This is a genomic window from Streptomyces sp. WAC 06738, from assembly GCF_003945505.1.
GTDB lineage: Bacteria > Actinomycetota > Actinomycetes > Streptomycetales > Streptomycetaceae > Streptomyces.
Genome location: NZ_CP029618.1, coordinates 5,394,914 through 5,409,251 on the forward strand (window position 1 = coordinate 5,394,914; position 14,338 = coordinate 5,409,251).

The window sequence follows — 14,338 nt, forward strand, 5'->3', positions numbered from 1 at the left end:
ATCGATTACCCCCTCACTCCGAGCGCAGCGCCGTTGCCGTGCGGGTGGCGGCGGCCCAGGTGGCCGGGAGCAGGGCGCCCGCGGTGGCGATCCCGATGCCCGCCAGGGCGAGCAGGACCAGGTGCGCGGGCGTGTAGACGGCGACCAGGGCGTCCGGGATGTTCGTGCCCACCGAGCGGCCCATCTCCGGGACCACGTAGTGGTGCAGTGCCACGCCCAGCGGGACGCCCGCCGCGCCCGCCGCCAGGCCGATGCCCGCGACCGAGGTGAGGACCATCGCGACCGTCTGCCGCGGGCTCATGCCCAGGGCCTTGAACACGCCCAGGTCGTGGACCCGTTCGCGGGTGTCGAGGACGACGGTGTTGAGGACGCCCAGGCAGGCCACCGCCACCAGCATCGCCGTCAGCATCGCGATGAGGGCCTGCATGGCGACGAGCACGGGGGAGTCCCCGTCCTCCGCCACGGCCATCGCCTCCGCGCCCAGCGGCTCCAGGGCCGCGTTGAGTGCCGTGAGGTACGTGCCGCGGTCGGTGCCCGGGGCCAGGTCCACCACGTACTCGTCCGGCTCCCACTCGGGGACCAGACCGGAGACGGAGGCGTGCGCGGTGCGTACGGCCAGGCCCTCGTCGTTCAGGTCGAAGACCTCGCCGACGATGCGGAGTTCGGCCGTGCGGTCGCCGTCCCGGAGGATGACGGTGTCGCCGAGGGCGGTGTTCGTGGCCTCAAGGAAGCGCGCCGGGGCCACCGCCTCCCCGGGAGCCGAGAACCAGCGGCCCGCAGCCATGCGGTAGCCGTCGGCGGGGGCCTTGCCGCGGTACGTGACCAGCGGTACGGCGCCCTTGCGGCCGGAGACGGTGACCTCGGTCTGCGCGGTGGCGAAGTGGTGTGCCGTCTCCGGGCGGGCGTCGATCGCCGCGGTGATCTCCGCGGGGGAGGCGCCGGAGGCGGGACCGGCGGCCGGAGCCGGGGGTGGGGGCGGCGAGCCCGGGTCCGCTTCCGTGCCGCCAGGGGCCCCCGGGGCACCCGCCTCCGGCGGCGGCGCGCCCGCCTCCGGCGGCGGCATCATCCGGTGCACCGTCACGTCCCCCGCGTCGTCCGGCGTCCCCTCCCGCTCCAGCGCCAGCAGCGACGTCCCCAGCCCCACCGCGAACGTCACCGCCAGCGCCCCGAACGTCACCGCAGCCGCCATCGTCGCCGACCGCGCCGGCCGGGCGAACGGGCCCGCCAGGCCCAGCACCACCGCCCGCGGCAGCGGCAGCCGGCCCAGCGCGTGCCGCACCCGGCGCCCCCGCGCCGCCCGCGGCGTGCGGCCGACGCTGAGCGCCGCCGTCGTACGCAGCCGGGCCGCGCGCAGCGCCGGGCCCAGGGCCGTCGCCGCGACCAGGGCGAGGACCGCCGCCGGCACCGCGAGCGAGACCCACAGCGGGATGAGGATCCGCCCCGTGCCGTACGCACTCGCGACCTCGTTCATCAGCGGCACGGACAGCGCGTTGCCCGCCGCCGCGCCCAGCGCCGCCCCCGCCGCCGCCGGGATCGCCGCCTGCGCGACGTACGCCCGCGCGACCTGCGACGGCGTGAAGCCCAGCGACTTCAGCACCCCGATCCGCCGGGTCGCCGCGCCCACCGCGCCGCTGACGACGATGCTCACGATCAGCACCGACATCGCCAGGCCCAGCAGCGCGAAGGCGGTGACGAAGGGGATGAAGGCGGCGGTGTCCTCGTTCGCGGCCTGCTTGACGTCGAGGTACGACTGAGACCCCGTCAGCGCCCCCGCGGGGACGGCCGCCGCCACCGCCTTGCGCGCCGACGCGACCTCGCCGCGCGTGTCGGCGTCGGTGAACCGGTAGAGCATCTGGCGGTCGGGACGGGCGCCCTCGGCGGTGAGTTCGCCGAGCTGCGCCGGTACGACCCAGCCGTCCGCGCTCTCGCCCACCGACTCGGCGATCCCGACGACCGTGAGCACCGGCCCGTCCGGCACCCCGTCGACCTCCACCCGCGCACCCAGCGCCATGTCCATCGACCGCGCGCCCGACTCGATCACGATCTCGCCGGGCGCCCGCACCCAGCGGCCCTCGGTGACGTCCAGGTCGTCCACCTCCCCGCCCGCCGACTTCCGCCCCGCCACCGTCAGCGGCGGCGACTTGGCCCCCTCGGGCGCGGTGGTGACGCGCAGGCGCAGCGAGGTGATCCCGTACGGGCCGGCCGCCGCGGTGACGCCGTCGGCCCCGGCGGTGGCGCGCACCTGCGCGGCGGTGGCCTGCGCGGCGTCGAACTGCCCGGTGAGGTGGGCGCCCTGCTGCCGGGCGAAGGCGTTGTCGAACGGCGCCCGGGAGCCGACGAGCAGCCCGGTCGCCAGCACGGCCGCGGCGACGGTGAGCACCGTGGTCAGCACCATCACGGTGGTCTGCACGCGCCGCCGGCCCACCCCGGCGCGCACCACCCGGCCCAGGGCGCTCACCGGGCGGCCCGGGGGGAGTCGCGGTGCGCGGCGGAGGTGCCGTACGGAGCCCCCGTACCGCTGCCTGTGCCGTCGTCCGTGCCGCCGTCCGCGCTGTCCCGCGCGATGCGCCCGTCCACCAGCTCCACCGTCCGCGTCGCGCACGACTCCGCCAGCGCCAGGTCGTGCGTGACGAGCACGATCGTCTGCCCGTCCGCGTGCAAGTCCCGCAGCAGCTCGCGGACTTCCGCCCCCGACGCGGTGTCGAGCGCGCCCGTGGGCTCGTCGGCGAGGAGCAGCGGCGGGCGGTTCATCAGCGCCCGCGCCACCGCCACGCGCTGCCGCTCGCCGCCCGACAGCCGCCCGGGGTAGGCGCGGGCGTGCCGCTCGATGCCGAGGTACGCCAGCAGCTCCGCGGCCCGCGCGGCGGCGCGGGCGCGGGGCATCCCGGCCAACTGGGCCGGGAGCAGCACATTGTCGGCGACGGTCAGGTCGTCGAGGAGGTTGAAGAACTGGAAGACCATCCCGACCGAGGCCCTGCGGTACTTCGCCGACGCGCTCTCGCTCAGCCCGTCCACGCGGAGCCCGTCGACGGTGACGGTGCCGGCGTTCGGCCGGTCCAGGCCCGCGATGAGGTTGAGCAGCGTCGACTTGCCGCTGCCGGACGGGCCGAGGACGGCGAGCGCCTGCCCGGTGCGGACGGCGAGGGTGAGGCCGTCGAGCGCGGGCGGGCCCTCGTCGTACGTCCTGCTGACCCCGCGCAGGTCGATGAGGACCCCGGAATCGTGGTCGCTCTCGGTGCGGGCGGTGTGCGGTGGTGCGGCCATGGCCCGGGTCCTCCCCAGCTCGGCGGTCGGCGTGCGGCAGCAGACGCTAGGTGCGGGGGTCGCGCGGGCACGTCGGCCGCGGTGCGGAAGGTCCGTACCGCATCCGGCCGACGGCGGGCGGCGTCATCCGCGCGAGGTAGGCGTGGGAGGGACGCGGGGTGGGTCCCGCGGTGGATCCGGGGGCGGCGGGCGGGTTGGCACACTGAGGCGGTGACGTGGGCGGGCGGGGCCATCGGGCGGTACGGGCGCGGGGCGGGGCGGGCGCGCGGGTGGTTCGTGCGCCGGGGCGCGGGCCGGGAGGGGTACGAGAACGGCGGCGTGGGACGGCCGGCGGGCGGTGGGGCGGGTGAACGGCGGCCGGTCGGCGGCCCGGTAACGGACCCGGGCGACCCGGCGGGCGGTGGGGCGGGCCCCGGGCCCCGGCGCGCGATGGCCCGGACGCTGCGTCGCGCCGCGAGCCGCGCGGCCGGCTGCCTGGCCGGCGACGCGGGCCGCGCGTCCGGCGGCGGATCCCGTCGGCCCGCCGCAGGCGGAGTCGCGCCGCCGCGGCCGTCCCGGTGGGTCTGGACCGCGGACGTCGCCCTCGCCCTCGTGCTGTCGGTCGGCACCGTCGTCGCCGATCTCGACCGCTCCTATTACGAGCCGCGCGGCGACGGCCCGCAGCAGGTCGCCCCGCGGCCCCCGCCGCCCGGCCTGCCGGGCCTGCCGGGGTTGCCCGAGGACGGTCCGCCGACGGTGCCGGAGCCCGGTTCGCGGGGAGTGCCCGAGCCCGGCCGGGGCGGGACGGAAGGGCCGCGGGGCGCGGAGGTGTATCCGCCGCCCGTCGTCGAGCACGTGCTCCCGCCCGTCCGGGGCTGGGAGTTGGTGCTCGGCGCGCTCACCGCCCTCCCGCTGGCCGTCCGCCGCCGCTACCCCCTCGTCGCGCTCTGGGCGGTGCTCGGCGCGGCCGTCACGTTCCACCTGGGCGAAGTTGCCCGCGGCGCGACGGCGTTCGCGTTCGCCGCCGGGGTGGTCGCGGCGTACAGCGCGGTGATGTACAGCCCGTACCGCAGGAGCGCGCTGGTGAGCGTCCTCGCCGGGGTGCCGCTGTTCGCGGCGGCGGGGGTGGTGCCGGAGGTGGGGCGCGGGTTCCTGCCGCTGCTGGTGCTGCTGCCGGTCGGGCTGGCCGCCAACGCGATCCACACGTGGCAGCAGCGCGTACGCGCCCTCCAGGAGGAGCAGGCGGCGGCGACGCGGCTGGCCGTGGACCAGGAGCGGTCGCGGATCGCGCGCGAACTGCACGACGTCGTCACGCACAACGTCAGCATGATGACGATCCAGGCGGGGGCGGCGCGCAAGGTGCTGGACACGTCGCCGGAGCAGGCGCGGGAGGCGATGCGCGCGGTGGAGGCCGGCGGGCGGGCGGCGATGGCGGAGCTGCGGCACGTGATGGGGCTGCTGACGATGGCGGCGGCGGACCCGGCGGCCGGCCCGGCCGCGGACCCGGCTGCGGACCCGACCGCGGACCCGGCCGCGCGGCCGGGTCCGGCGGCGTACGGCAAACGGGACGGCGGCATGACCGCCCGCGGGGCGGACCGCGCCGCCGATCCGGCCTCCGCCGCGGGCAACCCCGCACTCGCCGTCGACCTCGCCCCGCAGCCCGGCCTCGGCCAACTCGCCGCCCTCGCCGGGCGCGTACGCGACACCGGCGTCCCGGTGGAGCTGTCCGTGACCGGCGACCCCGAGGCCCCGCTGCCCGCGGGCGTCGACCTCGCCGCGTACCGCGTCGTGCAGGAGGCGCTGACGAACGCCGTCAAACACGCCGCGGGCGCCGCGGTCGCCGTCTCCGTGGCGCACGCCCCCGGCGAACTGCGCGTCGAGGTGACCGACACCGGCGGCCCGCCCGCCGCCCGCGCCGCGGCCGGCAGCGGCCGCGGGCTCATCGGCCTGCGCGAACGCCTCGCGGTCTACGGCGGTACGCTCCACGCCGCCCCGCGCCCCCGCGGCGGCTACCGCGTCCGCGCCCTGATCCCGCTCCCGGACGGGCCGCCGCTCCCTGATCCGGCAGGACCCGGGCGGCAGACTCCGGCGCCGGAGTGCGGGGACGCGCATGCCCCTGGCAGAGCCGGGGGCGCCATGCAGACATAATGACCGGCATGCGGATCTCGGCACGAGCAGACTACGCGGTGCGCGCGGCACTGGAGCTGGCGGCGGCGACGGAGGAGGCCCCGGTCAAGGCGGAGGCCATCGCGGACGCGCAGGGCATTCCGCACAAGTTCCTGGAGAGCATCCTGGGCGACATGCGCCGCGGCCGGCTCGTCGTCAGCCAGCGCGGCGGCCGCGGCGGCTACCGCCTCGCCGCGCCCGCCGACGAGATCACCATCGCCGACGTCATACGGGTCGTGGAGGGCCCGCTGGTCTCCGTGCGCGGCGCCCGGCCGCCGGAGCTGTCGTACGTGGGGCCCGCGGAGTCGCTGCTCCCGCTGTGGATCGCGCTGCGCGTGAACGTGCGCAAGATCCTGGGGGAGGTCACGCTCGCGGACGTGGCGTCGGCGCGGCTGCCGGGGTACGTGCACGAGCTGGCCGAGGACCCCGACGCGTGGACGAACCCCTGAGGGCGTAGCGCACGCGCCGCGCGCCGTGCGACAGTGGCGGTCGCGTCTCCCCCCACGGACACCCGACTCCGAGGAGAGACGTGCCCGAGAACCGGCACATAGCCAGGCGAGCGCTGCTCGCGGGCGCGGCCGCGGGCGGCATCGCCGCCGTGGTTCCGCAGCAGGCCGCCGCACGGGGCCGCCGCGTGGTGGCCCGCCCGCTGGCCAACCCCGACGGCTCGCTGCCGATGACGCTCCTGTCGTACGTCCACCCCTCCGGCCGGGCCGTGGGCCGCGCGCTGGGGCCGGACGGCGAGGAGGTGCAGGCGGCGTGGCAGGGCACGCGGGTACGGCGGCCGCGCGCGCTGCACGCCTCCGGTTCGTACACCCTCCAGGGCGTCAACGGGCACGGCGCGCTGGTCGGTTACCACTTCCTGCCGGACGAGAACCGCACCCACGCGGTCGTCTGGGGCCGCGTGGGCACGCCCCGGCGGGTGCTGGCGGGCGACGACTACCGGGCGTGGGGCACGCACATCGACGACCGCGGCCGCGTCCTCGTCCAGACCCAGACGGAGTTCCAGGCAGACCCCGAACTCCCGCCGCGCGGCGGCCTGTACGTCCTGCGCCCCGCCACCGCCGCCGCTCCGGTACGGATCACGCCCCCCGACCCGGAGGCGGTCAACGCGGCCCCCGACGCGCTCGGCGCGGGCGGCCATGTCGTCGCGGGCCAGGTGCGCTTCATGGCCTGGTCGCGGGACCCGTTCCTCTGGCACGCGGGGAGGGTCACGGAACTCACCCGCCTCACCGGCGCGTACCGCCCGGTCTTCGGCGCGGGCGTCAACGCCCGCGGCGTGGTGGCGGGTTCCGCGGAGGGCGACACGGGGGAGTGGCGGGCCTTCGTCTGGGACGGCGACCGGCTGACGGACTTCACCCGCTTCGACGGCGGCGCGAGCAGCGTCCCGCTCGACGGCCGCTTCCTCAACACCCGCGGCGAGGTCATCGGCCGCAGCACCGCCACCGACGGCCCCTTCCTCTGGTCCCCCCGCCGCGGCCTCAGGCCCCTCCCCACCCTCCCCGAAGCCGTCTACGGCACCACGGCCACGGCCCTCAACGACCGCGGCGACGCGGCCGGCCACTGCTTCACGGAGGAGGGCCAGCGCGCGGTCTACTGGCGCCACGGCCGCGTCGTGGACCTGGGCCTTCCCCCGGGCGCGGTGGAAAGCGAGGCAAGCTGGCTCACGACCACCGGCGAAGCCCTCGGCACCGCCCAGTTCCCCGACCCCTCCGGCGGCACAACAACCCGCGCCTACCGCTGGACGGTCCACTGACCGCAGCCGGCTGACGGCGGGCGGTTCGCCCACGCCCATGGCCGCCCCCGCGGCCGACCGGCACGATGGACCGATGGAATCCGCACCCGGCCCGCGCTGCCTGCTGCACCCCGACGCCGAGGTCCGGCCCTCGGCCATCGCGGGGACCGGCCTGGCCGCGCGTGCACCCATCGGCGCCGGTACCGTCGTGGCCCGGCTGGGCGGGCGGCTCGTCCCGGACCGGGAACTCCGCGAACTCCTCGACGCCGCACGCCGGTCGGGCGGTCCGTACGTCGACACCATCGCCGTCACCCGGACCGTCCACCTCGTCCTGCCTCCCCGCGGCGAACAGGCCGTCGGCTTCAGCAACCACAGTTGCGACCCGACCCTGTGGTGGGACGGCCCGTACACCCTGCTCGCGCGGCGCGACATCCACACCGGCGAGGAGCTGACCAGCGACTACGCCACCAGCACCTGGGACCCCGCGTTCGTGCTGGACTGCGCCTGCGGCGCGCCGGAGTGCCGCGGCACCGTGACCGGCGACGACTGGCGGCTGCCCGGACTGCAGGCCCGCTACGGCCGCCACTGGGTGCCGGGTGTGCTGGCGCTCATCGACGCCGCGCGCTGACGACTCAGCCCCCGAAGTCCGCCCGGTGGTCCCTGGCCCACTGGGCGAACGTGCGGGCCTTGTGGCCCGTCACCTCCGCCACCGTGTGCGTCACCGGCTCCGGGTGCCTCACCAGCTCGGCGTGGGCCGCCAGGATGCCGTCCGCGAACGACGGGGGCAGGCCCGCCGCCACGTATGCCTCACGGGCCGCCTCCGGCGGGGACTCCTCGAAGCGGATGTCGCGGCCCAGGGCCTCGCCGATCGTGCGGACCTGCTCGGCCTGCGTGAGGACTTCGGGGCCCGTCAGGTGGTACGTCGCCCCCGCGTGGCCCTCGTGGGTGAGGGCGCGGAGGCCGACCGCGGCGATGTCGGCCTCGTGGATGAGCGAGCGGCCCGCCTCGCCGTACGGGGCGTGCACCACGTCGCCCGCGCGGATCTGGTCCGCCCAGTGCAGGGTGTTGGCGGCGAAGCCGCCGGGGCGGAGCAGGGTCCACTCCAGGGGCGAGGCGCGCAGCAGGCGCTCGATCGCGGTGTGGAAACCGAGGATGCCCTCCGGTTCCTCCTCTGGGTCGTCGGACGCGCCCCAGGCGGAGACGTACGCGATACGCCGTACGCCCCCGGCGACCGCCGCGTCCAGGACCGCGGGAGCGGTGTCGGCGGTGGGCAGCGGCCAGACGAGGAAGACCGCCGAGACGCCCGCGAAGGCCGGGCCCAGCGTCGCCGGGTCCGCGAGGTCCCCGCGTACGGCCTCCACCCCCGCCGGGAAGTCCACGCGGGCCGGATCGCGCACCAGGGCGCGTACCGGCAGGCCCGCCCAGTGCGCCTGCGCAACGGCCTGACCTCCTACTCTTCCCGTGGCTCCGGTCACCAGGATCATGGTCGCTCCCTCTCGTCGGTGGCCCCGCAAGCCTCCGACCTCAACCGCACTTCAGGTCAAGGCGACCCTCCATGGTGCACGTAACACCACCCCCCATTGGGGTCGTGCGCCCAGTGCCCGCGCCCGTCACCGTCCGTAGCTTCGTAGTCAGGCACAGGGAGTGCCGCACCAACGAGGGGTGAAGACGATGTTCGGACGCAAGGACCGCAGCGGGACCGCCGCGGGGCCCATCGCCGGCGGGGCGCCGCACGAGGCGCTGCGGCTGGTGAAGGTCACCAAGGTCTACGGGACCGGGGGCGCCGAGGAGGCCGCCGTCACCGCGCTCGACGGGGTGACGCTGAGCCTGCCGGCCGGGTCCTTCACCGCCGTGATGGGGCCCTCCGGATCCGGGAAGTCGACGCTGCTGCAGTGCGCCGCGGGCCTGGACCGGCCCGACAGCGGCGTGGTGATGGTCGACGGCGCGGAGATGACCGGCGGCAGCGAGACGGAGCTGACGAAGTTCCGCCGGGAGCGGATCGGGTTCGTCTTCCAGCAGTACAACCTGCTGCCCACGCTGAACGTCGCGCAGAACACCGTGCTGCCGCTCAAGCTCGCCGGCCGCCGCGTCGACCGCGCCCGGGTCCGCGAGGTGCTGGCCCGCGTCGGCCTCGCCGACCGGATGCGGCACCGGCCCGACCAGCTCTCCGGCGGCCAGCGGCAGCGCGTCGCCATCGCCCGCGCGCTCGTCGCCGCGCCGAGCGTGGTCTTCGCCGACGAGCCGACCGGCGCCCTGGACACCCGCAGCGCCCGCGACGTCCTGGGCCTGCTCCAGGAGACCGTGCGCGTCGACCGCCGCACCGTGGTGATGGTGACGCACGACCCGGTGGCCGCCTCCTACGCCGACTCCGTCCTCTTCCTCGCCGACGGCCGGCTCGTGGGCCAGATGAACGCCCCGACCGCCGACGCCGTCGCGGAGCGGATGACCCACCTCGGCGACATGTACGAAGCCGGTGCCCGCCAGCACGACCCGCGCCACTCCGCGCCGATGGGGGTCTGACCGATGTTCTCGCTCGCCATGCGCTCGATCCGGCAGCGGCCCGGCCGCTTCGCCGCCACGCTCCTGTCCGCCTTCCTCGGCGCGACGATCATCATGATGTTCAACTCGCTCCTCGACACCGCGGGCGCGAAGGGCGTCGACGACGTCAGCTCGGAGTCCCTGTCCACGGCCGCCATGGTCGTCGGCGGCTACGGCTCGCTGCTGGTCTTCTTCGCCGTCGCGTCCACCCTCACGGTCGCCGTACGGCAGCGGACCGCCGAGATCGACCTGCTGCGCTCCACCGGCGCGACGCCCGCGCAGATCACCAGGATGATCGTCGGCGAGGCGGCGGTCGTCGGCCTCGCCGGGTCGCTGCTGGCGATCGTGCCCGGCATGATCGGCGGCCGGATCCTGCTCGACATGTTCCAGGACAGCGGGCAGGTCGCCGACGACGTCGACCACGCCTTCGGCACCATCGCGCTCATGTCCGGCATCGACATCACGCTGCTGGCGTCGGTCGGCGCCGCGTTCCTCGCGGTGCGCCGGGCCACCAAGGCGCGCGAGCAGCGCGCCCCGCGCCGCCGGCTGCGCACCTGGGGCGGCTACGCCGCGCTGGGCCTGGGCGCGGCGCTGTGCCTGACCGGGTTCGCCATGAGCGACGCGGGTCCCGAGGCCATGGCGCCGCCCGCGTACGGGGCGATCCTGCTGTCGGTCGGCTTCGCGGCCTTCTCGCCGGCGCTGCTCGGCGGGCTGCTGCGGCTCACCGGCGGGCTCCTCACGGCGTTCGGCGGGGGCAGCGGCTACCTGACGGTGCACGGACTGCGGCAGCGGGCCGCGCAGTTGTCCGGGGTGCTGATGCCGATGGTCCTCTTCGTGGGCATCTCGGTCGCCACGCTGTACATGCAGTCCGTGGAGAACGACCACATCGAGGCCGCCGGGCTGACGCAGTCGGTGGACGACAAGAACCTGGAGACCCTCAACTTCGTCGTCGTCGGGATCATCGCGGTCTTCGCCTGCGTGATGCTCATCAACACGCTGTACGCGGCGACCTCGTACCGCAGCCGCGAGTTCGGCCAGCAGCGGCTGGCGGGCGCGACGCCCGGCCAGGTGCTGGCGGGCGTCGGCCTGGAGGGGCTGCTGCTGACGGTGACCGGGGTGTTCTTCGGGACGCTCGCGGCGGTGGCCGGGATCGTGCCCTTCACGGTGGCCCGCACGGACGACGTGCTGCCCTCGGCGGGGTACGGGATCTGGCTGGCGGTCGTGGGGGTGGCCGCGGCGGCGACGATGGTCACCGCGCTGGGCACCACCCGGCGGGTGCTGCGGACGCCGGCGGTCGAGACGGTCGCGCTGGCGGCATGAGGGGGCGCAGGGAAGGGCCCGCCGACGGGGTCGGCGGGCCCTTCGGCGCGCGTACGGGCCGGGCGGGACGGGCGTACGGCCTACGGGCACCGGGCCCGCGCCTGCGCGCACCGCACCCGTGGCGTACGGGCGTTGCCCCGGCCCCGGCCCGGCGCCCCTACTCCAGCTCGCGCTCCGCGTACACCCGCATCGCGTCCCGTACGAAGACCGCCGTCCCCTCCCCGTGCGCGTCGTAGTGCGCGCCGAACCGCGGGTCGTCCACGTACATCTGCCCCAGCCCCGCGAACGCCTCCGCCGAGGGCCCCTGCCCCTGCCAGCCGGCGCTGATCCACTCGTACTGCCGCCGCGCGATCTCCTGCGCCCGGGCGCCGTCCGGCGCCTCGCCCGCCGCGCGTGCCGCGGCGAAGTCGCGGGCGATGTCCTGCTGGCGGCGCTGGAAGTCGCTCTTCTGCTCCTCGCTCAGCGCGCGCCACCACCGGTCGCCCCGCTCGTACGCCGCCTTCCCCCAGCGCCGCGTGACCTCCTCCTCGTACCGGGCGTGGTCGAACCCGTCGAGCACCTCTTCCGCCATGAGCGGCTCCCCTTCCGTCAGCTTCCGCAACGTGGTCTTCACCGACGCGATCTGCCGCCCGAGGCGCCGCCGCTCCTGCTCCAGCAGCTCCAGGTGCGTGGCGAGCGCGGCCGCCGTGTCCTCGGGGCCGCCGCCGGCGTCGAGCACGTCGGCGATGGCCGGGAGGCCGAGGCCGAGTTCGCGGAGGAGCAGGATGCGCTGCAGCCGGACCAGGGCCTGCTCGTCGTAGTAGCGGTAGCCGTTGGCCGCCACGCGGCTGGGGCGGAGCAGCCCCACGGCGCCGTAGTGGCGCAGGGTGCGGCTCGTGGTGCCCGCGGTGCGCGCGATCTCCTGGATGGACCACTCCATGGCGGTGCGAGCTCCTCGGTCCTGGCTGTCCGGTCGGTGAGCTTTCACCGTAGAAGTTGACGCAACGTCAAGGTCAAGCGTCAGTCCTCGAAGCTGTGCGGCACCAGCTCGAAGCCCACGGCGAGGTCGGTGCCGCACAGCCTGCCGGTGTCCGCGAGCATCTGGCCGATGAGCTTGCGGGAGTACGCGCGCGGGTCCTCCTCGCCGAGCCCGACGATGTACGCGCGGTGCTCGGCCAGCGACGCGACGGCCCGGTCCCTGGCGCTCTCGGTGACCTCCTCGGCGTGCGTGGGGTACGGGGAGCCGGCGACGGCGGTCCAGCGGACGCCGCCCCACGGGAGAAGGCCCTGCTCCAGCAGCTCGGGGAAGATCCAGCGGTTGCCGGCGTCGCCGACGGCGTCCAGCACGCCGCGGCCGACGGCCCGGTGGTCGGGGGTGTTGCGGGGGGCGCCGGGGCCCGCTCCCCAGGTGTCGTGGTGGTTGATCGTGAGGATCAGCTCGGGGCGGTGCCGGCGGATCGCGGCGGCGAGGTCGCGGCGCAGCGGCAGGCCCTCCTCGATGACGCCGTCGCGGTGGTCGAGGAATTCCAGCGCGGTCACGCCCACGACCGCGGAGCTGGCCCGCTGCTCCTCCTCCCGCACCCGGGCGCACTCGCCGGGCTCCATCCCGTCGATCCCGGCCTCGCCGCGGGTGGCGAGCACGTACGCGACCTGCTTGCCGGCGTCGGTCCACTTCGACACCGCGGCGGCGGTGCCGTACTCCAGGTCGTCGGGGTGGGCGACGATCGCGAGGGCCCGGTGCCAGTCGTCGGGGAGGGGCGCGAGGGACGCGTGAGCACTGTCTGTCATGCCGCCATGGTCACATGACGCGGTGTCACGTCCCCGCCCCGCCCGCGGGCCACGCGGCGGAACGGCCGGGTGGGCGGGGAGGAGGCGGTGCCGGGCCCGGACCCGGCACCGCCTCGCCGGGCCGGGTCAGTCCAGACCGCGGTCCAGGACCCGGTACAGCTCGCCGTCGTCGTCGCCGTCCAGCGACCAGACCATCGCGCCGCCCAGGTTGCGGTCGTCGATGTACTCGGCCTTCTGGGCGATGACCTTCGGGTCGTCGTACGTCCAGAACGTGCTGCCGTCGAAGAGCCAGGCGTGGCCGTTCTTCTTGTCGCGGTAGACCTCGTACTCACCCGAGGCCGCGAACTCCTTCAGCACCTTGTAGTCCTCGAAGCCCGCCTCCCAGGTGCCCGGCGCCGCGCCCGCGGCGGGCTGGTTGAAGCCGGTGCCGCCGCCTTCGACGCCCTTCCAGCCGCGGCCGTAGAAGGGGATGCCGAGGACCAGCTTGTCCCGCGGCGCACCGCGGAGCAGCCAGTCGTCGACGACCTGCTGGAGGCTGTCGTCGGGGGAGTGGATGGCGGACTGCTGGTTGGTGTTCTTCTCCCAGGCGCCGTGCAGGTCGTAGCCCTGGAGGGTGGCGTAGTCCAGGTGGGGGAAGAGCTTGCGGGTCTCGTAGCCCGCGTCCATGGCGCTGGCGTTCGCCGGCAGGAACGCGGTCAGCAGCAGGTGCCGGCCGCGGCCCTCGCGCGAGCGCTCCACCCGGTCGAGCTGCCGGCGGAACTCGGCGACGACCGCGGTGAAGTTCTCCTTGTCCTCGGGGCGGTAGATGGTGTCGACGTCACCGGGGTAGTTCGGCCACTCCCAGTCCAGGTCGATGCCGTCGAAGACGCCCGCCGCGCTGCCAGGGCCGCCGCGGCCGTCGGTCCGCGGCAGGTTGCCCTTGATGAACAGGTCGATGCAGGAGGACACGAACTTCCTGCGCGACTCGGGCGTGCGGACCGCGTCCGAGAAGTACGTGGACCAGGCCCAGCCGCCGAGCGACATCATGACCTTCAGGTCGGGGTACTCGGCCTTCAGCTCCCGGAGCTGGTTGAAGTTGCCCGCGAGCCGCTGCCGCGGCGAGTCGGCGCGGCCGTCGACGGACTCGGCGGCGGTCATCGTCCGCCGGTAGTCGGTGAAGGCGTCGCCCTCGCCCGGGATGTCGTCCTCGAAGCACGTGCCGTCCGGGCTGACGTTGCCGAAGGCGTAGTTGAGGTGGGTCAGCCGCGCGGCGGTGCCGCTGGTGACGAGGTCCTTGACGAGGAAGCCGCGGTCCCGGGTGCCCCACTGGGTGAAGTAGCCGACGCGCCGGGCCTCGTCGCGTCCGCCGCGGTGGTCGTCGCCGCCCTGCTGCCCCGCGGCGGCGTGGGCGTGGCGCGGGGCCTCTGCGGGGGTCGCGGCGGTGGCGCCGGCCGTGGTGAGGCCGGGGGTGACCAGGAGGGACAGCGCACAGCCGGCCACGGCCAGGCGGCGCACGAGTCTTCGGTGCATGGAAACCCTCTTCTCGGGAGATCGCGCTTCTCTCGGGTGCGCCGAACGCTATTGGCCTAG

At 75.8% G+C, this 14,338-nt stretch carries 12 protein-coding genes; 6 read left to right on the forward strand and 6 right to left on the reverse strand.

What is annotated here, in order from left to right; all coding sequences use genetic code 11:
- Positions 1-13 precede the first annotated feature (13 nt).
- Together DMB38_RS23965 and DMB38_RS23970 are read right to left on the reverse strand one after the other, a co-directional pair.
- Entirely contained in the window at positions 14-2,440 is a 2,427-nt protein-coding gene (locus DMB38_RS23965) for an ABC transporter permease (protein WP_125939229.1), read from the reverse strand.
- A 14-nt stretch (positions 2,441-2,454) separates the two neighbouring features.
- The gene (locus DMB38_RS23970) at positions 2,455-3,264 is read right to left on the reverse strand and encodes an ABC transporter ATP-binding protein (protein ID WP_206337733.1); all 810 of its coding nucleotides are present in this window, start codon (positions 3,262-3,264) and stop codon (positions 2,455-2,457) included.
- A 429-nt stretch (positions 3,265-3,693) separates the two neighbouring features.
- Between DMB38_RS23970 and DMB38_RS23975 the strand changes: the two genes are divergently transcribed.
- The 4 genes from DMB38_RS23975 to DMB38_RS23990 all read left to right on the forward strand — a co-directional run bounded on the left by DMB38_RS23975 (position 3,694) and on the right by DMB38_RS23990 (position 7,772).
- On the forward strand, positions 3,694-5,391 hold the full coding sequence (locus DMB38_RS23975) for a histidine kinase (RefSeq protein ID WP_125936895.1): 1,698 nt from the start codon (positions 3,694-3,696) through the stop codon (positions 5,389-5,391).
- An 8-nt stretch (positions 5,392-5,399) separates the two neighbouring features.
- The gene (locus DMB38_RS23980) at positions 5,400-5,858 is read left to right on the forward strand and encodes an Rrf2 family transcriptional regulator (protein ID WP_125936896.1); all 459 of its coding nucleotides are present in this window, start codon (positions 5,400-5,402) and stop codon (positions 5,856-5,858) included.
- Positions 5,859-5,938: 80 nt separating this feature from the next.
- Positions 5,939-7,165: a hypothetical protein gene (locus DMB38_RS23985; protein WP_125936897.1), complete on the forward strand. Its 1,227-nt coding sequence runs from the start codon at positions 5,939-5,941 to the stop codon at positions 7,163-7,165.
- 73 nt (positions 7,166-7,238) lie between these two features.
- Positions 7,239-7,772, forward strand: coding sequence for an SET domain-containing protein-lysine N-methyltransferase (locus DMB38_RS23990; RefSeq protein WP_164716087.1), 534 nt, complete (start codon positions 7,239-7,241; stop codon positions 7,770-7,772).
- A 4-nt stretch (positions 7,773-7,776) separates the two neighbouring features.
- Here DMB38_RS23990 and DMB38_RS23995 read toward each other — a convergent pair whose 3' ends face one another.
- The gene (locus tag DMB38_RS23995; protein WP_125936899.1) at positions 7,777-8,628 is read right to left on the reverse strand and encodes an NAD(P)H-binding protein; all 852 of its coding nucleotides are present in this window, start codon (positions 8,626-8,628) and stop codon (positions 7,777-7,779) included.
- Positions 8,629-8,806: 178 nt separating this feature from the next.
- Here DMB38_RS23995 and DMB38_RS24000 point away from each other — a divergent pair, with 178 nt between their 5' ends.
- Together DMB38_RS24000 and DMB38_RS24005 are read left to right on the forward strand one after the other, a co-directional pair.
- On the forward strand, positions 8,807-9,664 hold the full coding sequence (locus DMB38_RS24000) for an ABC transporter ATP-binding protein (RefSeq protein WP_240662439.1): 858 nt from the start codon (positions 8,807-8,809) through the stop codon (positions 9,662-9,664).
- A gap of 3 nt (positions 9,665-9,667) precedes the next feature.
- Positions 9,668-11,002 (forward strand): ABC transporter permease, encoded by a 1,335-nt coding sequence (locus DMB38_RS24005; protein ID WP_125936900.1) that lies wholly within the window; start codon positions 9,668-9,670, stop codon positions 11,000-11,002.
- Between the two features lie 157 nt (positions 11,003-11,159).
- On the opposite strand, the gene DMB38_RS24010 is transcribed toward DMB38_RS24005, so the two are convergent.
- The 3 genes from DMB38_RS24010 to DMB38_RS24020 form a co-directional block, all read right to left on the reverse strand.
- Positions 11,160-11,921, reverse strand: a complete 762-nt coding sequence (locus DMB38_RS24010; protein ID WP_125936901.1) for a MerR family transcriptional regulator — start codon at positions 11,919-11,921, stop codon at positions 11,160-11,162.
- A gap of 80 nt (positions 11,922-12,001) precedes the next feature.
- Entirely contained in the window at positions 12,002-12,769 is a 768-nt protein-coding gene (locus DMB38_RS24015; protein WP_125936902.1) for a PIG-L deacetylase family protein, read from the reverse strand.
- A gap of 126 nt (positions 12,770-12,895) precedes the next feature.
- A complete protein-coding gene (locus tag DMB38_RS24020; protein ID WP_206337734.1) occupies positions 12,896-14,278 on the reverse strand; it encodes a glycoside hydrolase family 18 protein in 1,383 nt (460 codons plus the stop codon).
- Positions 14,279-14,338 lie beyond the last annotated feature (60 nt).

Excerpts from the sequence above, each read along its gene's own strand:
- DMB38_RS23995 (WP_125936899.1), bottom strand. The coding sequence starts at position 8,628 with ATGATCCTGGTGACCGGAGCCACGGGAAGAGTAGGAGGTCAGGCCGTT.
- DMB38_RS23975 (WP_125936895.1), top strand. The coding sequence starts at position 3,694 with ATGGCCCGGACGCTGCGTCGCGCCGCGAGCCGCGCGGCCGGCTGCCTG.
- DMB38_RS23970 (WP_206337733.1), bottom strand. The coding sequence starts at position 3,264 with ATGGCCGCACCACCGCACACCGCCCGCACCGAGAGCGACCACGATTCC.
- DMB38_RS23990 (WP_164716087.1), top strand. The coding sequence starts at position 7,239 with ATGGAATCCGCACCCGGCCCGCGCTGCCTGCTGCACCCCGACGCCGAG.
- DMB38_RS24005 (WP_125936900.1), top strand. The coding sequence starts at position 9,668 with ATGTTCTCGCTCGCCATGCGCTCGATCCGGCAGCGGCCCGGCCGCTTC.
- DMB38_RS23980 (WP_125936896.1), top strand. The coding sequence starts at position 5,400 with ATGCGGATCTCGGCACGAGCAGACTACGCGGTGCGCGCGGCACTGGAG.
- DMB38_RS24010 (WP_125936901.1), bottom strand. The coding sequence starts at position 11,921 with ATGGAGTGGTCCATCCAGGAGATCGCGCGCACCGCGGGCACCACGAGC.
- DMB38_RS24020 (WP_206337734.1), bottom strand. The coding sequence starts at position 14,278 with ATGCACCGAAGACTCGTGCGCCGCCTGGCCGTGGCCGGCTGTGCGCTG.
- DMB38_RS24015 (WP_125936902.1), bottom strand. The coding sequence starts at position 12,769 with ATGACAGACAGTGCTCACGCGTCCCTCGCGCCCCTCCCCGACGACTGG.